The sequence below is a fragment of the Metabacillus sp. KJ11-3 genome (assembly GCF_055808295.1).
The window spans coordinates 1,424,628-1,447,624 of the sequence record NZ_CM147865.1; the positions used below are offsets into that span (position 1 = coordinate 1,424,628).

Sequence of the window (22,997 nt, forward strand, 5' to 3'; positions counted from 1 at the left end):
GATAATAAGTTAAAAGAAAACTAGTTCCCTTTTTTCAAAAAAAGTTTATAATAAATGTAATACAATATGTAGCTTATAATAGCTGCATCAAGATGAATGATACATAATCATCGCATTTATATTTAAAGCTGCATTGGCTATCTTGAAAGGGGTTTTTTAAAAAATGGTAGAAAAAACATTTACAATTACAAGTGAAGCAGGCCTTCACGCTAGACCAGCGACTGCATTGGTAAATGCGGTTAATTCATTCACTGCAGATGTAAACCTAGAAGCGAATGGACGAACTGTAAATTTAAAATCAATAATGGGTGTTATGTCTCTTGGTATTTCTAAAGGGACTCAAGTGAAAATTTCTGCAAGTGGAAGTGACGAGGAAGCAGCTTTAGAAGCGGTGGAAAGAGCGATCACAACTGAAGGTTTAGGAGAGTAAACTAAAAAAGAGCGACATTCATGTCTGCTCTTTTTTTGGTGTGCCAGGCATGGCAACTATCTAGGTGGTGAAAGTCCACTGTGGGGGTACACATCGACCAACCACTAAGGAAGCGCAAGGTACTTATCGTGAGATAAGGGCTGGAGGAAGCGTGGAATAAAATCTTGGCTCGACGAACAGAAATCTGATACTAAGGCTTTACAAAGGGATAAGACTCCCAAACAAGTTAAAGTCCAAAAGATGTGCGTAACTTTGTAAAGTAGATCAGGCGAGTAAAAGAGGAAAGATGGTTGTCTTACCCTGGGAGATCTTGCGGATGTACAAAGGGTACAGTCGAAAAAGGTTAGCCGCAAGAAGTCAGCAGAAGCCATAGTAGTGAAGTAATTTCATGAAGGGCTGAACAATTTATAGTGTTTCAACACCACGAATGCGTAAGTGACATACTCCGAATGTGTTAATGGTGAAAGTATGAGCGTACCTCAAAGGATAACCAAAATGGAGCTATCACTTACTACGTGAGAGGAAAGGAGAAACGAGTGTGGAACTTTTAGAACAAATTCTAAGTAATCAAAATATGAATGAAGCCTACTTGCGTGTATATAAAAACAAAGGTGCTAGTGGGGTCGATGGAATAACGGTCAATGAACTGAAACAATATCTGAGAGAGAACAAGGATGAGCTACGTCAGCGCATCAGAACAAGAAAGTACCAACCACAAGTTGCCTTAAGAGTGGAGATCCCAAAAGAAAATGGTAAGATGCGCAAATTGGGAATACCAACAGTAGTGGATAGGGTAGTTCAACAAGCCATTCATCAGTCCAATATTTGAAAAGCAATTCAGTGAATTCAGTTATGGCTTTAGACCAAAAAGAAGTTGTGAGATGGCAATTATTAAAAGCTTGGAATTTCTAAATGATGGATACGATTGGATTGTGGATATTGACCTTGAAAGGTTTTTCGATACAGTTCATCACGATAAACTCATGCGGATCATCTCTAATACAATAGATGATGGAGATGTCATTTCCCTAATAAGGAAATATCTTGTCAGTGGAGTTATGGTGAATGGGAAATATGAAGAAACACCAGTTGGAACTCCGCAAGGAGGAAACCTAAGCCCACTGCTTAGTAATATTATGTTGAACGAACTTGATAAGGAGCTAGAAAGTAGAGGACTCCAATTCGTGAGATACGCTGATGATGCCCTAATCTTCGTGAAGAGTGAGAAAGCAGCGAATAGAGTGATGGAATCAATTGTGAGATTTATAGAAAATAAATTAGGGTTAATAGTCAACGGAGAAAAGAGTAAAATCTCCCGTCCAAAAGATTTGAAATTCTTAGGATTTGGATATTATTACGATTTTAAGAATGAGAAATACCAAGTAAAACCCCATTCAACGTCAATACAAAAATTTCAAAGGAAGCTTCGAAAATTAACAAAGCGAAATTGGAGTGTTTCGCTAGACTACCGAACCTTAAAACTAAAACAAGTCATACTTGGGTGGGTTAACTACTTTAGAATCTCGAATATGAAAAAAGCAATGACTGAGATAGATAAGAAGCTTCGCTCCAGAATTAGAGTCATCATATGGAAGCAATGGAAGGTATCGAAGAAACGAATCAAATCGCTTATCCAATTAGGAATCCCTGAGGGAGAGGCGAAGGGATTAACCTTCTGTCGAAGAGGTTATCGATACATCGGTTTATCGAAAGTTGTTCAAAGAGCAATCTCAAACAAAAGACTAAAGCAGAGGGGTCTTCCCTCTGCTTTAGATCATTATCTAAAAGTACACACTGTAATATAAATTGAACCGCCGTATACGGAACCGTACGTACGGTGGTGTGAGAGGGGCGAAAATAATTAGATTATTTTCCCTCTACTCGATCGTCTAAATATTATTTATATACGCTCTAGTCAATGTTTATGTTATTCTTCTCTTGATTTGTCTCTTTGGTCTTTGTTACGTTTGTTTCCTTTACTATTATCCCCTGCAACATGTTCCTCTGCTAGCTCCATTTGATGTGCACCGTTTCTAGGTGAATTTTGATTGCTACTTCCTTTATTCAACTTTTTAGTCATTATAGGTCCTCCTTATCAATGAAACCTTTTAATTACTTATATATTTTTTTCCGAGGGAAAAAATATATGCATGTTATTTAATGTTTTTAAATAATAAAAAGCCCTGTATTCAGAAAGAACAATTGAGCTGAATCTTTCGGGAATTGGGCTTACCTTCAATTACTTTAGTTCTATGTTTCTGTCATGTGTTGGTATCATTTTTCTATGTGTGTACTTTGATTGATGAATCCAGCCCGTATAGGAAGTAACAATTTGCAGATGTTCATCTAAGAGTACTAATGCCATGTATGGATAGTGGTGATTTTGTCTGAACCTAAGATCGAACCATCGTACTTCAAATCCGTTTTGTCGCTCGACGTATAGTGCATGAGTATGCTTTGAGTTAGCGAGAAAATGTTTTACATTACAATCTTTAAGTGAAGACTGAATATATGGACAGGTAGGATCATGTTTTCTGAATGAATGATTCCAAATAACTTCTCTTTTAATTACACGGCCTGTTCTAAAATAATCATCTGTCTCAATAACAAAATCCCATTTCTTGATAGATAAAGTAGGAATGACCGTATAATTTGCTATTGGATGGTATTTTGCCAACATTGTTTTTATACGGAGAGAAATAAAGTAACGATAAATAAGATAAAAAGATAGGGTAACATAACAAATGAAAAAAATGATTCCTGGTGGATATTGAAATATCCAAAATATAAAGCCTATTAGGTGGATAAGTATAATAAATAAATCGAACAATGGAATAAAATTTAAAGATAGCCATTTCTTTGTAAATGGCCGTCCTGCTTGAGTTCCGTAAGCATTAAAAATGTCAAACAATACGTGTAAAATAACTGCAATAGCAGTCCAATACAATAATGGTATAAAGGATATTTGGTCGAATATAGCAAATATAATGCAAGCGATCAATATAGGCCAAATTATAACAGCTGGAAAAGAATGGGACAATCCTCTATGGTGTTCAGTATACATACCATTCCCTTTAAGGATTTTTATTGCAAAGTCAAAATCTGGTGCATTTGAACCGATGACTGTCCCAATCATAACAGCAGTTGCTAATTCCGGATTTGTTGCTACATTTGGATCTAAATAAGCAAGACCTGCTAAACCAAATCCCATTGTAATATGAGTACTTGTATCCATTTATTGCCCCCAAGATAATAGGTAAACCCATCCATCCGGTATTGCTATTTTATCTCTTTTCAATTTATAGACATGTGCTTTTCTGCATGCTATTCATAATTAAATTATTCTAAGCTGCTTATTAGACTTATTAATAATTAACAGAGCCAACCATTACTTGTTTATCCTTAATATAAGCTGACTCTTTTATCATGTCTTGTACAATCAGGTCAGCAGAGTGAGGGACATTTAATTTTTTTATATTGTGCTTCATGTTTTGAAGTTTTTGGTCGTTCATTAAAAGATTATGGACTTCTTCACATATATCTTCAATTTGATTAATAATAAGTGCTGATTGGTTGTTCTCGAAAAAATGTGCATTTTCCTTCTCTTGACCAGGAACTGGCTTAAAAAGGACAATAGGTACACCAATTGCTGTAGCTTCTGTCAATGTAATGCCGCCGGGTTTTGTAATCATACATGAAGCGATTCGATAAAGCTCATCCACACGTTCTACATAACTTAACACCTTAAATTGTTGAGGATAATTTTTACCTAATGAATCGAGAGATTCCTTTAGAGGATGGTTATTACCACATACGACAACAATTTGTAATTGTTTATTTTTTGATAAGAAGGCTTGACATAATTCTTTTACATTCTTTAAAACACCATGTGCACCAGCCATAATAAGCAGTGTTTTTTTTGAAGGATCTAAGCCGTATTTATGATAAATCGGATTTAAATCCATTTCTAATTCAAATTGTTTTCTAATTGGAATTCCAGTTACTTTTACACGATTTGGATGAATTCCTAATTGTATTAATTTTTCTTTAACATGATTCGTTGCGACATAGTATTTGTCGATATTTTCATGGACCCATATTCTGTGTAAACAAAAGTCTGTTAAGACATTAAAAGTTGGGATAACAGTTCCAGTTTTTCTTCTGTATTCAGGTACAACAATCATAGGAAATGTATTAATGATCATATCAGGTTGTTCCGAAGATACAATTTGATGTAATCTTTTATGTCCCATAATAAAATATAAGTTCATTAATCTTTTATTATATATCTTATCGACTCCATAATAAAAAAGACGATAAAATTGTTTTCCGATGGAGAAACTTTTTAAGTATAAATATTGAGTAATTTCAGAGAAAACTGGAAATGATTCAGAATAAAGATTACAGACAATAACCTTTTTAAACCCCAGCTCTTTACACTTTTCTTCTAATGTTTTGGCAACTTGAACGTGACCATTTCCGTATTTTGCAGTTAAAATTAATACCTTTGAATTTGGCTTCAACATCTTCACCTCAATCTAGTCAAAAACAGTTCAATATACATGAAAACAGTCCATATTCAAAGTATATGAAAATATGAACTGAATTTGTCTTTTAGGTTACCATATAAATGTTACTTTTTCATAAAGCAATTATTAAGTATTTCTTAAGATGTTAAGTTGTTGTAAATAATCGAAATCTAATTGAAAATACTTTTTTAATTCAGTCCCAATTATAAGGAGTTTCCTGGTATACATAATAATTGAGCCAGTTAACAAAAAGAAGATTTGCATGAGATCTCCAGCATTGAATAGGTTTATTTTTAGGATCGTTGTTTCGGAAATAATTTTCAGGGATTTCAATTTCCAGACCTTTTGCTAAGTCCCGTTCATATTCATCTTGTAGGGAAGTTAATTCATACTCAGGATGCCCCGTTAAAAAAACGTGTTTTTCATCCTTGGACATCACCAAACAGACACCTGCTTTTTCTGAATAGGACAAGATCTGTAACTCAGGGATTTGATCAATTTCTTCTTTTAATACATCAGTATGTCTAGAGTGGGGAACATAGTACAAATCGTCGAATCCTCTTAATAGTTTTATAGTTGGATCCACAACTTCATGTTCAAAAATACCAAAGCACTTTTTTTCCAGTTTATATTTATTTACGCCATAGTGGTGGTAAAGTCCTGCTTGTGCACCCCAACAGATATGTAAAGTTGAAGTAACATTCGTTTTCGTCCAATCCATAATTGTTTGCATTTCCGGCCAATATGAAACTTCCTCATAATCCAGGTGTTCGATAGGCGCACCCGTTATGATCATGCCATCATATCGTTTATGTTGGATATGACGAAACGTGGTATAAAATTCCTTTAGATGTTCAATCGCTGTTGTCTTGGATGTATGTGTTTCAGGTCGCAGGAAGGTAATATTTAGTTGCAATGGTGAATTTCCTAATAAACGCAATAACTGTGTTTCTGTCTTTTCTTTTTCTGGCATAATGTTCAGAATAATAATATTTAAAGGACGTATATCCTGAGAGTAAGCACGTTTTTCATCCATAATAAAAATATTTTCTTTTTCAAGAATTTCTTTTGCTGGTAAATGACTTGGAATATTAATTGGCATTATAACTACACCTCCGTTACAAAATTAAGCTTTAAGACATTATAAAAATAAGATAACCTACAGTCACTGATTCTTTATTATAGAAAGTTTAGAAAAATAATTCAATTTATATATTTCAATAAATAACCATTTTTTATGAAAAAATTAAATTTAGTGTAAATATAAGTGGATCTGACTTATTTAATAAGTGAAACATATGGTAAAGTAAATCTTATACATAGTGTGCTATAAACTTTTTACGATCATTAGGAGGAAGAATGTTCGATCCAACAGTTTTCGATAATTTAAAGGTTGTAATAGAAGGTTATATTTACGATATGGATATTGACCACCAAATTTCTGTGACAGATCGCAGTGATATTATTGATCTAGCAAAGATGTCCAGACAATATTCCATTTCGTATCAAGGTTTAAAAGACAAAAGAAAAACAGCTAAATTTCTCATAGAAATGCCTCATCATGAACTATCAGGTGAGCTTCTTCAAACAATAAGAAAGCCCGGCTGCAAGGTAACTCTGGTTTTCTTGGAAACACAAGATTCAAAGGAATACGATGAAATATTATATAGGAAATTTAAAAAGATATGGGGAGAGTATCATCCTGTATCTTTGTTCATTACAAAGGAACTTACAATGACATCCTTCTACTATCATCACAAATATAAAGTGGAATTTCAAACTATGTTTGGTGAGGATGATTTAGAGGCATTACTACAAATAGTCGAACATTCGATCATTTTACTTGGTTTAACCTCGAGGAAATGAAATAAGCTATTCATTATTTTAAGTTACACAAGCTCCTATAATCAAAACAGCGAAATGGTAATTAAAGGATTATTTGGATCTCACTTGACTCAAAAATCTTATTAGCTAGCGGAATAACCTACAGAACTAACGTATATTGTATCTGGTTTCCAGGTAGGGAGGTAACATGGTAAATGGTATATCCAATACTTATAAGCTGTGACAAAGTTTCTGCACAGTTTTGTCTTGGTGGTTCAATAGGTGCGTGATAGCTTTTAAACAACTGATGAAATGTATTATTTTCATAACAGTGTAATAAAATCACATGTCGTCCTGTCCATGCCTGACCAATGATTGTGCGGGGGTTCTTCTTCTCATCTGATTGGCTCCCTTAAAATTGATAAAATATTATATGAAGGGCAGCTAGTCAGATGTTCTTTACTTTAGAGATCATTCAATTACCCGAGGAAGGCAACGATAAAAATGAATTCAGAAGACATAATCGAAAACATAAAAAAGTATGTGTATAAACAGTTCGAAGATGAGGAAAGTGGACATGATAAATGGCATATTGATAGAGTAAGAAAACTTGCTGTATCTATAGCTGAAAAAGAAAATGCAGATGTATTTATTGTTGAATTGGCGGCTATTCTCCATGATTTAATAGATGAAAAGGTAAAAGAAACAATTAGGCTGGATATCCTTGAAGTTGAAAAAATATTGAAAATGCAACGAGTTCATAAGGATGATCGAGATAAAGTTTTAAAAATTATTGATTCAATAAGTTTTAGGAAAAATATCAGTCAGAGTGAGTTGAGTTTAGAGGGTAAAATTGTTCAGGATGCAGATCGTCTAGATGCAATCGGAGCAATCGGTATTGCCAGGACATTTTCTTTTGCAGGTTCACGTGGGCATATTATATATGACCCGGAAAAGAAAAATAACCATCATGCTATTCAGCATTTTTATGATAAATTACTTAAGTTAAAAGAATTAATGAACACGGAAACAGCAAAACATATAGCAGAGGAAAGGCATTTATTTTTAGAGCATTATTTACAACAGTTTTATACAGAGTGGGGTACTACTGAAAAGTAAAAGGAATAAATTATTGCAATGATAGCTATTTTTTCTTTTTACCTATTGAACAGGTTGTTTAATGAATATAGAACGAAAATCAATTGAAATTCTATGAATAGCGTGTCTAAACAAGGCTATGTTACAATACCATTACGAAATAAATAAAGGAGTGCCCAAAATGAAGATAAAATCTATTGAACCTACTCCAAGTCCTAATACGATGAAGGTTCTTTTATCAGAGGAACTCCCTTCTGGAAAGAGCAATAATTACAAAAAAATTCAGCGGTAGATGCACCGCAAATAATTAAAGATATTCTTGCTATTGAAGGGGTAAAAGGAGTTTATCATGTTGCAGATTTTCTAGCTGTGGAAAGAAATGCAAAATACGATTGGAAAGATTTGTTAGCTCAGGTTCGTCAAGCGTTCGGAGAAGATGTGTTGGAAGGATCTTCAACTGATGGAATGAGCGAAGAAGCGTTTGGGGAAGTGAAAGTATTTATCCAAATGTTTAATCATATCCCGATGCAAGTTAAATTAACAGATGGACTAACTGAACAACGATTTGGCTTACCGGACCGTTTTAAAGATGCCGTTTTTACAGCTCAGCAGTCAAATGAAAATGTTGTATTAGATCGTCAGTGGAAAGAACATGGAGTACGTTATGGTAATCTCGAAGATATTGGAAAAGAGGTTGTTGATGAGATAAATGCTGCATATTCTGATGAACGCCTTAATAACTTACTTATGGTTTTATCGGAAAATAAAGAATCTGCAAAAATACAACCGCGTAAATCATATAAAGTAACACTCGAGATGTTAGATCATGATGATTGGACTGAACGTTTCGCTCATTTAGACCAAATGAATCCTACTGAAGAGGATATTCCTGTTTTGGAAAAAGCATTAAATGATGAGAAGGCTTCAATCAGAAGACTGGCTACAGTTTATTTAGGGATGATTGAGAAGCCATCTGTTTTACCATTGCTTTATAAAGCTCTTAAGGATAAATCTGTTACGGTGAGAAGAACAGCAGGTGACTGTTTATCAGACATTGGTGATCCTGCAGCCATGGAAGAAATGATGGTAGCCTTAAAGGATAAAAATAAATTAGTGAGATGGCGGGCAGCCATGTTTCTTTATGAAGTTGGGGACGAAAAAGCATTATCTGCATTAAAAGGGGCTGAAAATGATTCTGAGTTTGAAGTTAGCATGCAAATCAAAATGGCGATAGAACGTATTGAAGGAGGAGAAGAAGCGAAAGGTTCAGTTTGGAAACAGATGACAGAAAGTCGAAAAGCGTAATACTTAGCGTTGACAACCAACCAATATAAGTGTGGTTGGTTGTTTTGACTTGTAATTTGTTTGAAGCTTTTGTTTTTAAATAAAAAAGATAAGTTTAACTAAGTTTCGGTGACTAGCTCGAGCTGATTGGTGGCGCTTTGCGCTCTTCTTATCCTGTCGGAAAGTATATAAATTTTATGGATGATAGTATAATAAGAAAGCATAATTTTTATACGTAGTTTTAGTGTCCAGCCCCAACGCCTGGCCCCTCGAGGTCATAAGCCACAAATGAATGGGAATACACAAAAAAAGCCTTTTTTCATTTGCGCCTCATTTACCCGAGGCTGACCAAGACGCTTGCGCTTTTCTTATTTGCATTGAGAAATAGGCTATAGTATTCTAAAAATACATGGGAAGTACTTGGAGGGATTAATGATGTCAATGGCATACGAAGAATATATGAGACAAATGGTCAAACCTATGAGAGCAGAATTAACAAATGCGGGGTTTGAAGAGTTGACAAGTGGAGAAGATGTTGAGCATTTCATGAAAGATGAGAATGGCACAGTTCTTGTTGTGGTTAATTCTGTTTGTGGATGTGCCGCAGGTTTAGCTAGACCTGCAGCAACTCAAGCTGTTCTTAACGCTGATAAAAAACCTTCTAGATTGGTTACAGTTTTCGCTGGACAAGATAAAGAGGCAACAGCAAAGATGAGGGATTATTTTGAAGGATTTGAACCTTCTTCACCATCAATGGCACTATTGAAAGAAGGAAAGGTTGTTCACTTTATTCCACGTCATGAAATCGAAGGGAATTCAATTGAGGCTATTATGCAAAACCTGGAAAGTTCATTTGAAAAGTACTGTTAAAAGGATGCTCACGCATCCTTTTATTATGATTAAAATGAGGAGAAAATGATGATTGTTACAACATCAGGAAGACCTAATGAAAAGCTGGATCAATACGCTAAACAAATGGCTGGTGTACTTGGTGCCGCTTATCAAAAACGTAACAAAAGATCAGTAGCAGATATACAAAAAAGTGCTGTGGATCACGTTATTGTAGTGGGGAAAAACAGGATGGAATTACATTTCTTAAATGGAGGAAGCCCATTGTTTTTTCATCCTAATTCAGCAATGTTCAGGATAAAAAGACTGATAAAAGGAGAGAGAGATCCCTTTTGTGATGCTTGCGATTTGCGGCCGGGGGACAAGGTTTTAGACTGCACCTTAGGTCTTGCTTCTGATAGTATAGTGGGCAGTTATGTAGTGGGAACCCATGGATTAATAATAGGGGTTGAAGGCAGCAGGTTTTTATCTTATCTTGTACATAAAGGTCTTAATCAATGGGAAACAGGCTTATCGGCTATCGATGAGGCGATGAGACGAATTGTTGTACGTAATAGTGACCATCTTTCATATCTCAAAAGCTGTGATGATGATTCATTTGATGTCGTATATTTCGACCCAATGTTTGAAGAATCAATTGATGGCTCTGTTGGAATTGAACCTTTAAAAAATATAGCTACCTATTCGTCGCTGCTAGCTGAAACCATCGAAGAGGCCAAGCGCGTAGCCAAAAAAAGAATTGTCTTAAAAGATCATTACAAAAGCTCCAGATTTAAGCAATTTCAATTTGAGGTGAATGTTCGTAAATCAGCAAAATTCCATTATGGTGTAATAGAAATATCTTAATAGCGAATGATAAGACCATGGAGGTGTATTCATTTGGCAAAGAGAAAAGTTGACCCATCAAGAGTAGGACTTAGCTCTCCAAACGTGGAGGGACAAGGTACAACCTCAAATGAAACAAATGGTTATCAGGTAGACTCTGCTCGAAAGAAAACAAAAAGAACGTGATTAGAAAAGGGTACTTGCATGAAAACAAGTACCCTTTTCTTTAAGAGGTAAGAAAGTATAAAATTTTTTACTTATTGTTAGTTTCTAACCACATTGGAATAGAAGGCAAAGAACGTCCTCTATTCCAAACCGTCTTATTCGCCTTAGGCTGTTCTTGGCGTTTGCGCTTTTCTTATGTATTAATCTGTAATTTCAACGTAAATAAAATATGCAAGTGTAATAAACGAAATGATTACAAATAAAGTATCATAACCCATATCTAGTTCCTCCTATTCAATATACTTACTATTTACCTGTATACACAATTTTAAACGTTTTCTTATCATATTAAAAGATATTGGGTGTAATATTTTTCAACACAAATTATTTATAAAATTTGTCATGAAATTGATATTTAATAACCTCCGGCTCTGTGTTAAAATATTCATATAATCTTAATGTCGGAGGAACACTGCTATGAACAAATGGTTACGTAAATCTCTTGTTATCCTATTTTCAATCGCTACATTTGGCCTTGTTACGCCACCGGCTTCATTAGCAGCAGTTCAGGAAAAACCAACAGAAGATACAGTTTCAAATTCAACCGTGTCAAAAGAAGATACGGATCAAGCAGCTGAAGCTAATATTAATATCGAAGAAGAGAAAACGCTTTCTAACGAGGAAGTTTTGTCTAATATACTAGTAGAAGCAGAGCAAAAGTCTTTTGTTAAATTTGGCGATAGAATTGGCCATGTTATCGAAGATGAATTTAAACAAGTCATTTTTCCGAAAATGGAAGAAGTGATTACATATTATTTAAATGTTGAAGATGATGAGCTTTTTCAGCATATAGAAATTTCTAAACCTTCCGGTGGAACAGGTGAAAAGATTTTTCACATTTATCATTCTCAAACGGGAGAAGATTTATTGCGGTTTCATGTTCGTAGAGAAAATCGACCTTTAGAAGGTTACTGGTTTAACTTCCATTACCATACATATCATGATTCTTTTCAGTCTCATAAAGATTTAGGAAGTATTTATTGGAATAAAAATACTCCTCCAAATTGGATGAGCTTTCATTAATCCCACCTAAGAAGAGTATGCTTATATGCATGCTCTTTTTTGTACGTATAGCTCAAAAACGGAACCATACTTCACCATCCATGCTTGCCGGTTGGTATCTTCTAACTTTTATAGTAGCAATCTAGTAGAATCCCTTAGAATGTGTTAATATTTTAATATAGTGATTTTGTATAAATCCAACACTCCTACTATATGACAAACCCCTAACAAATAAATATGATTTTTACCCACATACCTAGTAGAACAAAAGAAAGGATGCGCGCCATGAAAAAGGCTGGGATCGTTCTTTTCATCATCCTTATTTGTATTCCTTTCTATCATCTTGCCAAAGCTTTTCCAGAGGGTAGACCTCTTTCCACCTATCAATTTGAGACCGCAGATTTTAACCCCTCCAAATCTGTTGTAAACGAATTGATTTTATTACCTTATTCTGCTTTTTCAGAAAAAGAAGCCATCAAGATGATATATAACATTCAAAAGGTAGATGAAAACATTCTATTGTTAGCATTAGAGGAAAGTATCCAGATTCAATTATTTACTGGCCCTTTAACAAATCAAAATGGATTAAGTGATTTGAAAAATATCAAACCTAGAGGTTATGGGGAAACAGATCCAAACTGGGACTCAGTTCCAGGTATGAGTGACAATCGTGTTGTTTACGCGAAAATCGGCCATAGTGAATTTGGTAAGGGACATGGTTCAATCAATTTAGAACTTCATGAATTCGCACATGCAATTGATCGTTATGTCTTTCATTATGTTCGATTTGATCCAGTATTTATTAATATTTGGAAGCAAGAGGTAGATCAACTTTTTCCATTAAAGAATTATTTTCTTCAATTTCCAGAGGAGTATTTTGCAGAAACTTTTGCCATGTACTACTTTGATGATAAAAACAAAAAGGCTCTTAATGAAAAGGCACCACTAACTTTTAAATATATTCAATCATTAGAGAAAAAGGCCGTTTTTCAACAGAACAATTTGTATGTGAATTCACAGTATTAAATGGTAAAATACATGAAGGAAAAAAATAAGGGAAGTGTCTTTATGAAGCAGTATCTAGATTTGTGTAAGTATGTCTTGGAAAATGGTGTTAAAAAAGAAGACCGTACAGGTACAGGAACAATTAGTACATTTGGATATCAAATGAGATTTAATCTCCAAGAAGGATTTCCGCTAATTACAACAAAAAAACTTCATACAAAATCTATCATACATGAGTTATTGTGGTTTTTAAAAGGAGATACAAATGTAAAGTATTTACAGGATCATGGCGTTAGAATTTGGAATGAATGGGCGGATGAAAAAGGTGAGCTAGGTCCTGTTTATGGTCATCAGTGGAGAGCATGGCCTGCAAGGGACGGCTCCACAATTGACCAAATTACAAATGTAGTTGACCAAATTAAAAACAATCCCGATTCAAGAAGGTTAATTGTTTCTGCTTGGAATGTTGCAGATGTAGAAAACATGGCATTACCACCATGTCATTGCTTTTTCCAGTTTTATGTTGCTGAAGGAAAACTCTCATGTCAACTATACCAACGATCTGCGGATGTCTTCCTAGGAGTCCCTTTTAACATTGCTTCCTATGCATTGTTAGTTTATATGATGGCAAAAGTAACTAATTTAGAGGTAGGGGAGTTTGTTCATACATTTGGTGATGTCCACATTTATTCAAATCATATTGATCAGGTAAAGGAACAATTACAAAGAGAACCAAGAAAATTGCCTACATTAAAAATTAATCGTGATGTAACATCGATTTTTGATTTTTCTTTTGAAGATTTTGCAATTGAAGATTATGACCCACACCCGCATATAAAAGGAGTTGTTAGTGTTTGATTTCTTTAATTGTTGCGATGGATAAACACCGCCTTATTGGCAGAGATAATCAATTACCTTGGCATCTTCCGCAAGACTTGGCATACTTTAAAAAAGTAACCATGAATCACAAAATTATTATGGGTAGAAAAACGTTCGAGTCGATTGGAAGACCGCTACCTGGACGTGAGAATATTATTATAACGAGAGATTCAACCTATTCTCAGGAAGGTTGTACCATCTTGCATTCAATTGACGAAATATTAAAGCTATCTTCCCGTTCAAATGAAGAATTGTTTGTAATTGGCGGAGCAGAAATTTTTAAAGAAATACTGTCCGTAAGCGATCGATTATATATTACAGAGATTGACGATGTGTTTGAGGGAGACACTTATTTTCCAGATAGAAAAGAAACTGAATGGAAGAAAATTTCAATTGAAAAGGGAACTAAGGATGAGAAAAACCCTTATGACTTTGAATTTGTAGTTTATGAAAAAATTGACTAGGAATTTTTTTCGGAATAGAAAAAAGGAGGACAAGCCAGATTGCTGACATTGTCCTGCTTTTTTATGGTAAAAGATATAGCAAAACAGAAAAAAAGTGTAGTACAGTTCCTATCAGTACAAATAGATGCCAAACTGCATGATGGTATTTAAACCCCCGCCACACATAAAAAATTGCTCCAACTGTATAAAATACTCCTCCAATTACAAGAAGAATAACACCGTTTAACGATACGTTTGAGACAATGTGATTCCAAGCAAAAACAATTAACCATCCCATTATGACGTACATAATGGTTGAAAAGAAAAGAAATTTCTTTACAAAAAATGATTTGAATATTGTCCCGCCTATTGCCAGTCCCCAAACAATTCCAAACAATGTCCAACCAATCCAACCTTTCACTGCAATGAAAAGGAATGGAGTGTAGGTCCCTGCAATAAAAAAGTAAATGGCCGAGTGATCTAATATTTCAAAAAAGTCTTTTGCTTTACCAGCCGGGAAGCTGTGAACAAGCGTAGATGCTGTATACAATAGAACCATCGTGGCTCCAAATAAAGTAAAGCTGACGATATGCCATGGTGTACCATGGAGAGATGAAAAAACAACTAAGACGACCAGGCCGGCAATGCTCAGTAAGCCCCCAATACCATGTGTTATCGAATTTGCCATTTCTTCCCCTTTTGAAAAGGTATGTGTGTTTGCCATTTCCTTCTCCTTTCAGCTTGAAAATCCCTTTGCTTTATCAGGTAATTAATCAATTATACCACTTTATCCTTTAAATTACATCACACTTAAATATGGTATAATGAAATAAAGGTATATTAATCTTGTACGATTTGCTGAAGAGATAATAGAATCTCATTAAACAAGGCTTTGTCTTCAAAATCTTGTTCATTCCAATTTTCATATATCCAAAATAGCATTTCTCTTGGGCTGTTAAAAACTGCCCCACTTGTGTCTGCTTCACGGATCATAAACCGTCCATTGTCTAGATCTGCAACCACTAAACACGGAATCGCACCTTCTATATTTTTAATTTCATACTCCATTATTTTATCACCTCTAAAGCTTTCATAGTGTAAAGTTTAATTAACAGAACTAGTAGTTCTTAAAATAATGTTAAAATTTATAATATATCCTTTAAATTTTGAATATTCATGATATAATTTCAAATTAACAAGCAGTTGAAAGGACCGTGAAAATGAAACAAGCTATCAATGATTTGCAAAACGTATATGTAGAAGATATTTTAAAAGCACATCATCTTCTTAAAGATGTTGTGACACATACACCATTACAAAAAAATGAACAACTTTCTGAAAAATACCAATGTAACGTATACTTAAAGCGTGAAGATTTTCAAGTGGTTCGATCTTTTAAAATTCGTGGTGCCTTTAATAAGATCAAACAATTAAATCCTGAAGCCATTGTAAATGGCATTGTTTGTGCCAGTGCTGGTAATCATGCTCAAGGTGTGGCCTATTCGTGCAGACAATTAAAGATTCACGGGAAAATTTTTATGCCTTCCACAACTCCTAGACAAAAGGTGTCACAGGTTGAATTATTTGGAAAAGAGTTTGTTGAGATTATTTTAACCGGAGATACGTTTGATGATGCATATCAAAAAGCAGTTGAATGCAGTGAAGAAGAAAAACGTACATTTATTCATCCATTTGATGATACAGATGTTATAGCTGGTCAAGGGACTGTTGCGGTTGAAATTTTAAACGATGCAGACTTTGAAATTGATTATGTTGTAGCCAGTGTTGGTGGTGGCGGCCTTATTTCCGGAATAGGCACATATTTTCATGCAATATCTCCATCAACGAAAATTATTGGAGTTGAACCTGAAGGTGCACCTGCTCTATATCAATCTAGAGTAGAAAATAAAGTAGTTTCCCTCGATAAAATAGATAAATTTGTTGATGGTGCAGCTGTAAAGAAAGTTGGAAACAAAACATTTTTAATTTGTAATGATGTAGTGGAAGAAGTGCTATTGGTACCTGAAGGGAAAGTTTGTACCACTATTTTAGATTTATATAATGAGAATGCTATTGTTGCAGAACCTGCAGGTGCTTTATCTATATCTGCGCTTGATTTCTTACGAGACCAAATTAAAGGGAAGAATGTTGTTTGCGTAGTTAGCGGTGGAAATAATGACATTGGAAGAATGCAAGAGATCAAAGAACGATCAATGATGTATGAAGGATTACAGCATTACTTTATTGTTAATTTCCCACAACGTGCAGGAGCACTTAGAGAATTTCTAGATGAAGTTTTAGGGCAAAACGATGATATCAATCGTTTTGAATATACAAAGAAAAACAATAAAGATAAAGGACCTGCATTAGTTGGAATTGAACTAAAACAAAAAGAAGATTATGAGCCGCTTCTTCAAAGAATGAAGAAAAAAGGCTTTTACTATAAAGAAGTGAATAAAGACAGCAATCTTTTCCACTTGCTCATTTAATTTTTTTACTTTAAAAAAACTTGCTATTAGACAAATTTAGACAGACTTACAATTTGAATTAGGTTATAATATAGGAAACGGGTAAAAAAGAGGATTGATAACTTGTTATTCAAAAGCCTAGAGTTCAAGTTAATGAGTGGACAGAAGGTAAAGATTACTGATATTCCAGTATTGGAGGAAGATAACAAATACTGTTTCATGCTTCAAATCCGTTTACAAAAACTTATAACATTAATTCACGCACAGAAAAATCCAAAAACTGTTTATTCTTTTAAAGATTACTTGAAAAAACTGCTGAAATGGCCTGATTATGAGGCGATATTTGGCACAAGTGTTTTAAAAAACAATGCTTAGAATGAAGGGAGCCAAATATTTTTTGGCTCCCTTCATTATTACCTTCTAATAACCATTGATTGTCCAACAATTGGTTGTATAATGGAGTTAGTATTTTTAGGGATGTGATGGTTTGACCAAAGTAAAGATTGTAACAGACTCTACTCTTGATTTGGATAAGGAATTACTAGATGAATATGAAATCACAGTTGTACCACTATCAATAACAATAGACTCAACAAATTATCTTGATGGAGTTGATGTGACTCCAGAAGTGTTTATTGAAATGATGAGTCAATCTAAGGAGCTGCCCAAAAGCTCACAGCCGCCTGTCGGGGAGTTTTTGAAAGTATATGATGAACTTAGTATGGATGGAAGTGCAATCATTTCTATTCATATGTCAAAGGGTTTAAGTGGAACTGTACAATCAGCTGAAACGGCCGCCCAAATGTCAACCGCAGATGTAACTGTAATGGATTCCATGTTTATTTCAAAAGCACTGGGATTTCAAGTGATTGAATCTGCAAAAATGGCTAAAAATGGCTCCTCAAAAGAGGAAATTCTTAAAAGGTTAAGTGAAATACGCCAAAACACATTGCTTTATATTAGTGTTGATACACTTGAGAACCTTGTGAAAGGTGGTCGAATTGGCAGAGGTAAAGCACTTATTGGCTCTCTGCTTAACATTAAACCTATAGCCAAGTTACAAGATGGAGTTTACACTCCTGTAGGAAAAGTAAGAAGTCATTCACAAGCAGTTAAGTTTTTAGCAAAGCAATTTACTGAGGATATTAAAGGTAAAACAGTTAAAGCAGTAGGAATTGCCCATGCAGATGCATTTGATTTTGCGAATAACTTAAAAAAAGCTGTAATTGATATTTATCCAAACATTACCGTAGATATATCTTTTACAACTCCTATTATCTCTACGCATACAGGCAAAGGGGCAATTGGATTTATGTATTATACTGAATAAAATATAATTGCGATTCTACATGATCATCTTGTTAGTCAGATGATTAATGTAGAGTCGCTTTTTATTGTTTTATAAGAAATATATTTATAGACACTTTAATGGATAGGCACATGATTGAATTTTATCCATAAAATAACCATAAGACAGAAAGATAGTATTACATAAGAACAGATTGTAGAAGGTGGTGTGTACAATCGGTAATAAAGTGTTGTTTATCGGAGATTTTGGAATCGATGATATTGTAGCCTTATTATATGCCTTTTATAGTAAAGATATAGAAATTGTTGGAGTTGTTGTTGATTATGGGAATATATCAAAAGACAATGCAACAAGAACGGCCACATATTTAAGTGAATTAATGGGTTTAACAAATATCCCAATAATCGGTGGTGCTGTTAGACCACTGACAGGAGAAGATCCGATTTATTTTCCGGAAATTCATGGAGAATATGGTTTAGGCCCCATTACTCCTGATTTATCTGAACCAATTCCTGAATTTGAAAATTTTCATGAAATAGTTACTGTTCTTGAATCTTATCCGAATGAAGTCATGATAGTGAATGTCGGGAGGCTAACCTCTCTAGCAACTGCAGTTGTCCTCTATCCAAATCTTCTTTCAAAAGTTAAAGAGCTTTTTATTATGGGAGGAGCATTTCTGTTTCCTGGTAATGCAACACCTATTGCTGAAGCAAACTTTTATAGTGATCATTATGCTGCGAATTTAGTTTTAAGTAAGGCACAAAAAGCTAAAATCTTCCCATTAAATGTAACAAGCTATGCAATTATTCCAGACAATTATTTAGATGAATTAAATAAGCATTTTACAAGTAAGGGTGACCGGGCAGGTATGTTGTTAAAGCCTATAATCGATTACTATACGAAATGGTATAAACAAAGAGATCCTTCCATTTCCGGAGGCCCTTTGCATGATTTGTTAACTATATGGGCTGTTGTAAATAGTCAATACTTTGAGTTCATAGAAAGGCCAGTCAAAGTCAGCACAGAAAGTGATGATGCACGAGGCCAGAGTATTGGTGACTTTAGACCTTTTAAGGAGCTTGCTGATTATCCATCACATTTCATCGCAGCTAAATTTGATCGAGCATATTTTCTAGAGGATTTATATTATACATTTAAGAATGAAAAATAAAAATGAGGACATAGAATCTTCACACAAATTACCTTTTACTTTTCAGACAACTTTGATAAAATTCTTTTTGTTGAAGTAAAAGAAGGGTGAAGATGATATGTTGAAATATAAGAAAGTTTTAGTACTTGGTATTTTCTTATTGGTACTAAATGCGTGTGGAAACCAATCTCCCATTAAAGATCCTTTAAACTATGAAGTACAATCTTTTAGTTACACGAATCAGAATAATGACTCTCTAACATTGAAAGACCTAAAAGGGACAGTCTGGGTAGCAAACTTTATTTTTACAAATTGTGAGACAGTATGTCCTCCGATGACGGCACATATGAGTGAATTACAGCAGAAGATGAAAAGTGAAGGTGTAAACGCCAGAATCATTTCGTTTAGTGTTGATCCTGAAAATGATACTCCTGAAAAAATGAAAGAATTTACGGCACCTTATTCCATATCATTTGAAAATTGGGATTTCTTAACGGGTTATTCACAAAAGGAAATTGAAGAGTTTGCACGAGAAAGTTTTAAAACAATTGTGCAAAAACCCAAAAATAGTGATCAAGTCCTTCATGGAACTTCCTTTTATGTAGTTGACCAAAATGGTGTGGTCATGAAGGACTATAATGGTGTGGAAAACCCGCCATATGATCAAATGATCAAAGATATTAAGGCGCTAACTCAGTAATTGAATAATAGTGACGGTCAGATCTCATAAAAACACTCCATTATAGCACGTTATTTAATAATGTAAGCTGTATATTGTGTTTGTGATTTCTGACTTTTTTATTTAGTAGATTTTGATGTTATTGATTACGTAAAGAGTATCATTCTATTATGAAAGTTCAGTCTAAAAACTAATATATTATCCATGATATAATAGGTTTTTAAACTAAATGACAGGGTGATTTCATGATAAGAAAGGTAATTACCATTTGTATAGTAAGCTTGATTCTTACAGGATGTATATCTGAATCGATGTCAACACTTGAAACCAAACCAGTTTCTCTTACACAAAAAGAGGAACCTTCAGAGGAGTTTATTCCTAAATCAGTAAGGCTAGTTGCCCTAGGGGATTCATTAACAAAGGGTATAGGGGATGAGTCCAATCAAGGTGGTTATGTAGGAAGAGTAACAGAAATGTTAGAGGAAGAAAAAGAAATCAAAGAGGTACATGTTGATAACTTTGGGATAAGAGGGCATAAAACGACAAATCTACAAAAAAGATTAAAAGAAGAGAATGTTGTTCAAGCTTTGAACCAAGCAGATGTTATTGTTATAACGATTGGTGGAAATGATATGATGAATGTAGTTCGTCAAAATATTTTTTCTTTAGACTTTGAGCCTTTTAGAAAAGAACAACTAAACTTTGAAAGAAGATTAGATGATATCTTCGCAACGATTCGTGCTCACAATTCAAATGCTCCAATCATATTTGTAGGACTTTATAATCCTTTTAAATTCATGTTGCCAAATTTACATGAGATTGATCAAATTATTGAGGAATGGAATAGCGTGTCTAAACAGATGATTACAAGCGATAAAAATAGTGTGTTTGTACCTGTAGATGATATTTTCTCATCGCAAAGCGATCAAAAGTTGCTTTCTAAGGATGAGTTTCATCCGAATGAGAGTGGGTATACTTTAATGGCAGACCGTATTTATCAAGCAATGACAGATGAGGATATGACAAAGAAGTTTGTTGGTAGAAATGAGTGATTTGATGAAAAAATGGAAAATGTTGTTTTTTGTACTTGCGGGGATAAATTTAATCTTTTTAATAGTTGTTTTCTCCTTATTATTAATGCCTGCTGATCAACCAAGAGAAAAGGAAAAAACTCAGCATATTGATGGACAAGAAATTGTTCCATTCTTAATTGGTACTGATAAAAGTACGTTAACGAAATTAGTGAATCATTATCTTGAACAGGAAACAGACCAAGAAAACTTAAAGTATTATGTAGAATTAGAGGATAAAGTAAATGTTTATGGTGTAATTCAAGCATTTAATAAAGACGTTGATATGAAATTAGTTCTTGAGCCAATCGTAAAAGACGATGGAAACGTACAGTTGCTTGTGAATGAATTATCTATCGGACAGTTAAAACTACCGGTATCATATGTATTAAAGTATATGAGTACTTATTATGATCTACCTGAATATGTTGTCATTCATTCAAGTGATAAGTTAATTGATATCCATCTAGATCAATTAACATTAAAAAATGGGTTAAGTGCTCGTGCAGAGTCATTTAATCTTGAGGAAGATGATATTACTTTTACATTACATGTACCGTTACCATAAGGTCTAACAAATGTTAGACCTTTGCTTTTTAAAAAATTGGTCCAAATTACACTGCCGATAAAGGCTAGAATGATCATAATGAAACATGTATACTAAGAGAATAGATTGTCGAATTAAGGAAATGCTAGATTGTTAGAATGAAAGTCTCAACATTAAATAAGAGGCTCTGTTCCCTTATCTACTGGAGAGGAGGAGCGTAATGTTTTGTACAAACTGTGGGGCAAATATTTCAGTAAAGTCTGCAAATTATTGTTCTAATTGTGGAAAGAAGCTAGAAGAACAACTACATCCTTCTTCATATAAAAAGAAGAAAATACTTGTTTATATAACCCCGTTTCTAAGTTTACTACTTGTTACCTCAGGGCTTATTTTGACACATACTTATGAGTCAAAAGTAAATGCTACAGTTCTTAATTTTCAAGAAAAAGCTGAAAAGGCTGCTTTAGCTGGAGAATATGAGAAAGCACTATCCTTTCTAGAATCCGGTCTTTCATTTCGTCATACCTATGATGTAATGATAAAAGAAAAAGAAATAGTTGAATCCATTATTGACTTAAATCAAGATTTAAGTGATGTTGAACAAAAAATAATGAATGAACACTTTGAAGATGCACAAAAAGATCTTAACTTGATTAAAAGGCAAATTAATACAACTAGTTCACCATTATTTGTGAAACTATCCTATGAAATTGATCAAGTTGAAACGAGTGTTAAGGTCGGAACGATGAAAGAAGAAATAAATCAGCTTTCTACAATAGATGAATTAGCCGATAAGTTGTCAACTCTTTATTCAATGGAGGTTCAAGAAGCTTCTGAAATAAAGCAACAAATCTATATGAAAATGGTTAGTATTAGTGCATCTGTTGCTGAAAAGAATCTGGAACAAAAGCACTTTAATAAAGCTATAAATTCAGTTGAAGAAGCACTGCAATATGTTGTTAACAATGAGAAATTATTATCTTTAAAAGACCGTATTATTGAAGAAAAGACTGCATTTGAGGCAGCAGAGCAAGAGAGAATTAATAAGGCAATACAAGTTGCCAAAAAAGAAGAGCAGATGAACTCTACACAAGCTGTAGAACTAGTAGAAGTAAAGGCAAACGTTGATAAATATGGGGATGCCTATATTAAAGGTCGTGTTAAAAACAAAGGTACTGAAAGTGTTCACTCAATAGTAATTGAATTTCGGGTTTTAAATGGGAAAGGTTCAATACTTGAGGAAGGTAAGACAAATATTTTTCCTAACAAGTTGGAGCCTGGTCAATCTGGAAATTTTGAACATGTATCATATTCAACAAAAGAAAAGGTAAAGGTTGAGGTCACAAATATATCATGGCTTTTAGAAGAGAAGAAAGGATAA

At 34.1% G+C, this 22,997-nt stretch carries 26 protein-coding genes and 1 pseudogene; 21 read left to right on the top strand and 6 right to left on the bottom strand.

Going from position 1 to position 22,997, the window contains the following annotated elements; all coding sequences use genetic code 11:
* The first annotated feature begins 163 nt into the window (after positions 1-163).
* The 3 genes from AC0L8O_RS07475 (at position 164) to AC0L8O_RS07485 (ending at position 2,235) form a co-directional block, all read left to right on the top strand.
* Positions 164-430 (top strand): phosphocarrier protein HPr, encoded by a 267-nt coding sequence (locus AC0L8O_RS07475; RefSeq protein ID WP_026562603.1) that lies wholly within the window; start codon positions 164-166, stop codon positions 428-430.
* 538 nt (positions 431-968) lie between these two features.
* Entirely contained in the window at positions 969-1,259 is a 291-nt protein-coding gene (locus AC0L8O_RS07480) for a hypothetical protein (RefSeq protein WP_473447172.1), read from the top strand.
* Positions 1,252-2,235: a group II intron reverse transcriptase/maturase gene (locus AC0L8O_RS07485; protein WP_473448744.1), complete on the top strand. Its 984-nt coding sequence runs from the start codon at positions 1,252-1,254 to the stop codon at positions 2,233-2,235. Before AC0L8O_RS07480 ends, AC0L8O_RS07485 begins: the two co-directional genes overlap by 8 nt.
* A gap of 122 nt (positions 2,236-2,357) precedes the next feature.
* Here the strand turns inward: AC0L8O_RS07485 and AC0L8O_RS07490 are convergent, their stop codons facing one another.
* The 4 genes from AC0L8O_RS07490 to metA all read right to left on the bottom strand — a co-directional run bounded on the left by AC0L8O_RS07490 (position 2,358) and on the right by metA (position 6,061).
* Positions 2,358-2,510 carry a hypothetical protein gene (locus AC0L8O_RS07490; protein WP_473447173.1) on the bottom strand — a complete coding sequence of 51 codons (153 nt, stop codon included), beginning with the start codon at positions 2,508-2,510 and terminating at the stop codon, positions 2,358-2,360.
* A gap of 159 nt (positions 2,511-2,669) precedes the next feature.
* The gene (locus AC0L8O_RS07495; protein ID WP_473447174.1) at positions 2,670-3,665 is read right to left on the bottom strand and encodes a metal-dependent hydrolase; all 996 of its coding nucleotides are present in this window, start codon (positions 3,663-3,665) and stop codon (positions 2,670-2,672) included.
* Positions 3,666-3,795: 130 nt separating this feature from the next.
* Entirely contained in the window at positions 3,796-4,953 is a 1,158-nt protein-coding gene (locus AC0L8O_RS07500; protein ID WP_473448747.1) for a diglucosyl diacylglycerol synthase, read from the bottom strand.
* A 199-nt stretch (positions 4,954-5,152) separates the two neighbouring features.
* Complete coding sequence (metA, locus tag AC0L8O_RS07505; protein ID WP_026562606.1) at positions 5,153-6,061, bottom strand: homoserine O-acetyltransferase MetA; 909 nt, start codon at positions 6,059-6,061, stop codon at positions 5,153-5,155.
* Positions 6,062-6,318: 257 nt separating this feature from the next.
* Between metA and AC0L8O_RS07510 the strand changes: the two genes are divergently transcribed.
* The 10 genes and pseudogenes from AC0L8O_RS07510 to AC0L8O_RS07555 all read left to right on the top strand — a co-directional run bounded on the left by AC0L8O_RS07510 (position 6,319) and on the right by AC0L8O_RS07555 (position 14,414).
* Positions 6,319-6,825: a hypothetical protein gene (locus AC0L8O_RS07510; RefSeq protein WP_026562607.1), complete on the top strand. Its 507-nt coding sequence runs from the start codon at positions 6,319-6,321 to the stop codon at positions 6,823-6,825.
* Positions 6,826-7,287: 462 nt separating this feature from the next.
* Positions 7,288-7,902, top strand: coding sequence for an HD domain-containing protein (locus AC0L8O_RS07515; RefSeq protein WP_034333362.1), 615 nt, complete (start codon positions 7,288-7,290; stop codon positions 7,900-7,902).
* A 160-nt stretch (positions 7,903-8,062) separates the two neighbouring features.
* Positions 8,063-9,186 (top strand): annotated as a pseudogene (locus tag AC0L8O_RS07520) (conserved virulence factor C family protein).
* Between the two features lie 414 nt (positions 9,187-9,600).
* Complete coding sequence (locus AC0L8O_RS07525) at positions 9,601-10,035, top strand: BrxA/BrxB family bacilliredoxin (protein ID WP_473448750.1); 435 nt, start codon at positions 9,601-9,603, stop codon at positions 10,033-10,035.
* A gap of 48 nt (positions 10,036-10,083) precedes the next feature.
* Positions 10,084-10,860, top strand: coding sequence for a class I SAM-dependent methyltransferase (locus AC0L8O_RS07530; RefSeq protein WP_473448752.1), 777 nt, complete (start codon positions 10,084-10,086; stop codon positions 10,858-10,860).
* 33 nt (positions 10,861-10,893) lie between these two features.
* Positions 10,894-11,025, top strand: coding sequence for a YuzL family protein (locus AC0L8O_RS07535; RefSeq protein ID WP_084043113.1), 132 nt, complete (start codon positions 10,894-10,896; stop codon positions 11,023-11,025).
* 456 nt (positions 11,026-11,481) lie between these two features.
* Positions 11,482-12,087: a YpjP family protein gene (locus AC0L8O_RS07540; RefSeq protein WP_026562613.1), complete on the top strand. Its 606-nt coding sequence runs from the start codon at positions 11,482-11,484 to the stop codon at positions 12,085-12,087.
* 264 nt (positions 12,088-12,351) lie between these two features.
* Positions 12,352-13,092 carry an anthrax toxin lethal factor-related metalloendopeptidase gene (locus AC0L8O_RS07545; RefSeq protein ID WP_051475747.1) on the top strand — a complete coding sequence of 247 codons (741 nt, stop codon included), beginning with the start codon at positions 12,352-12,354 and terminating at the stop codon, positions 13,090-13,092.
* Positions 13,093-13,134: 42 nt separating this feature from the next.
* Positions 13,135-13,929 (top strand): thymidylate synthase, encoded by a 795-nt coding sequence (locus AC0L8O_RS07550; protein WP_026562614.1) that lies wholly within the window; start codon positions 13,135-13,137, stop codon positions 13,927-13,929.
* Complete coding sequence (locus AC0L8O_RS07555; RefSeq protein WP_026562615.1) at positions 13,926-14,414, top strand: dihydrofolate reductase; 489 nt, start codon at positions 13,926-13,928, stop codon at positions 14,412-14,414. The genes AC0L8O_RS07550 and AC0L8O_RS07555 overlap by 4 nt, the downstream gene beginning before the upstream one ends.
* Positions 14,415-14,475: 61 nt before the next feature.
* Here the strand turns inward: AC0L8O_RS07555 and trhA are convergent, their stop codons facing one another.
* Positions 14,476-15,117: a PAQR family membrane homeostasis protein TrhA gene (trhA, locus tag AC0L8O_RS07560; RefSeq protein WP_473447175.1), complete on the bottom strand. Its 642-nt coding sequence runs from the start codon at positions 15,115-15,117 to the stop codon at positions 14,476-14,478.
* 116 nt (positions 15,118-15,233) lie between these two features.
* Positions 15,234-15,461 carry a hypothetical protein gene (locus AC0L8O_RS07565; protein WP_473447176.1) on the bottom strand — a complete coding sequence of 76 codons (228 nt, stop codon included), beginning with the start codon at positions 15,459-15,461 and terminating at the stop codon, positions 15,234-15,236.
* A 152-nt stretch (positions 15,462-15,613) separates the two neighbouring features.
* Between AC0L8O_RS07565 and ilvA the strand changes: the two genes are divergently transcribed.
* The 8 genes from ilvA to AC0L8O_RS07605 all read left to right on the top strand — a co-directional run bounded on the left by ilvA (position 15,614) and on the right by AC0L8O_RS07605 (position 22,997).
* Positions 15,614-16,882: a threonine ammonia-lyase IlvA gene (gene ilvA / locus AC0L8O_RS07570; RefSeq protein ID WP_473447177.1), complete on the top strand. Its 1,269-nt coding sequence runs from the start codon at positions 15,614-15,616 to the stop codon at positions 16,880-16,882.
* 102 nt (positions 16,883-16,984) lie between these two features.
* On the top strand, positions 16,985-17,236 hold the full coding sequence (locus AC0L8O_RS07575; RefSeq protein ID WP_026562619.1) for a DUF2535 family protein: 252 nt from the start codon (positions 16,985-16,987) through the stop codon (positions 17,234-17,236).
* 112 nt (positions 17,237-17,348) lie between these two features.
* The gene (locus AC0L8O_RS07580; RefSeq protein ID WP_026562620.1) at positions 17,349-18,191 is read left to right on the top strand and encodes a DegV family protein; all 843 of its coding nucleotides are present in this window, start codon (positions 17,349-17,351) and stop codon (positions 18,189-18,191) included.
* A gap of 184 nt (positions 18,192-18,375) precedes the next feature.
* On the top strand, positions 18,376-19,341 hold the full coding sequence (locus AC0L8O_RS07585) for a nucleoside hydrolase (protein ID WP_026562621.1): 966 nt from the start codon (positions 18,376-18,378) through the stop codon (positions 19,339-19,341).
* Positions 19,342-19,438: 97 nt separating this feature from the next.
* On the top strand, positions 19,439-20,020 hold the full coding sequence (locus AC0L8O_RS07590) for an SCO family protein (protein WP_026562622.1): 582 nt from the start codon (positions 19,439-19,441) through the stop codon (positions 20,018-20,020).
* A gap of 224 nt (positions 20,021-20,244) precedes the next feature.
* Positions 20,245-21,051: an SGNH/GDSL hydrolase family protein gene (locus tag AC0L8O_RS07595; protein WP_473447178.1), complete on the top strand. Its 807-nt coding sequence runs from the start codon at positions 20,245-20,247 to the stop codon at positions 21,049-21,051.
* A 4-nt stretch (positions 21,052-21,055) separates the two neighbouring features.
* Positions 21,056-21,637, top strand: a complete 582-nt coding sequence (locus tag AC0L8O_RS07600; RefSeq protein WP_198025779.1) for a YpmS family protein — start codon at positions 21,056-21,058, stop codon at positions 21,635-21,637.
* 199 nt (positions 21,638-21,836) lie between these two features.
* Positions 21,837-22,997 (top strand): FxLYD domain-containing protein, encoded by a 1,161-nt coding sequence (locus AC0L8O_RS07605; protein ID WP_473447179.1) that lies wholly within the window; start codon positions 21,837-21,839, stop codon positions 22,995-22,997.

Bases quoted from the DNA above. Each gene is read 5' to 3' on its own strand.
- AC0L8O_RS07475 (WP_026562603.1), top strand. From the start codon at position 164: ATGGTAGAAAAAACATTTACAATTACAAGTGAAGCAGGCCTTCACGCT.
- AC0L8O_RS07490 (WP_473447173.1), bottom strand. From the start codon at position 2,510: ATGACTAAAAAGTTGAATAAAGGAAGTAGCAATCAAAATTCACCTAGA.
- AC0L8O_RS07495 (WP_473447174.1), bottom strand. From the start codon at position 3,665: ATGGATACAAGTACTCATATTACAATGGGATTTGGTTTAGCAGGTCTT.
- metA (WP_026562606.1), bottom strand. From the start codon at position 6,061: ATGCCAATTAATATTCCAAGTCATTTACCAGCAAAAGAAATTCTTGAA.
- AC0L8O_RS07510 (WP_026562607.1), top strand. From the start codon at position 6,319: ATGTTCGATCCAACAGTTTTCGATAATTTAAAGGTTGTAATAGAAGGT.
- AC0L8O_RS07515 (WP_034333362.1), top strand. From the start codon at position 7,288: ATGAATTCAGAAGACATAATCGAAAACATAAAAAAGTATGTGTATAAA.
- AC0L8O_RS07525 (WP_473448750.1), top strand. From the start codon at position 9,601: ATGTCAATGGCATACGAAGAATATATGAGACAAATGGTCAAACCTATG.
- AC0L8O_RS07530 (WP_473448752.1), top strand. From the start codon at position 10,084: ATGATTGTTACAACATCAGGAAGACCTAATGAAAAGCTGGATCAATAC.
- AC0L8O_RS07540 (WP_026562613.1), top strand. From the start codon at position 11,482: ATGAACAAATGGTTACGTAAATCTCTTGTTATCCTATTTTCAATCGCT.
- AC0L8O_RS07545 (WP_051475747.1), top strand. From the start codon at position 12,352: ATGAAAAAGGCTGGGATCGTTCTTTTCATCATCCTTATTTGTATTCCT.
- AC0L8O_RS07550 (WP_026562614.1), top strand. From the start codon at position 13,135: ATGAAGCAGTATCTAGATTTGTGTAAGTATGTCTTGGAAAATGGTGTT.
- trhA (WP_473447175.1), bottom strand. From the start codon at position 15,117: ATGGCAAACACACATACCTTTTCAAAAGGGGAAGAAATGGCAAATTCG.
- AC0L8O_RS07565 (WP_473447176.1), bottom strand. From the start codon at position 15,461: ATGGAGTATGAAATTAAAAATATAGAAGGTGCGATTCCGTGTTTAGTG.
- ilvA (WP_473447177.1), top strand. From the start codon at position 15,614: ATGAAACAAGCTATCAATGATTTGCAAAACGTATATGTAGAAGATATT.
- AC0L8O_RS07590 (WP_026562622.1), top strand. From the start codon at position 19,439: ATGTTGAAATATAAGAAAGTTTTAGTACTTGGTATTTTCTTATTGGTA.
- AC0L8O_RS07595 (WP_473447178.1), top strand. From the start codon at position 20,245: ATGATAAGAAAGGTAATTACCATTTGTATAGTAAGCTTGATTCTTACA.
- AC0L8O_RS07600 (WP_198025779.1), top strand. From the start codon at position 21,056: ATGAAAAAATGGAAAATGTTGTTTTTTGTACTTGCGGGGATAAATTTA.
- AC0L8O_RS07605 (WP_473447179.1), top strand. From the start codon at position 21,837: ATGTTTTGTACAAACTGTGGGGCAAATATTTCAGTAAAGTCTGCAAAT.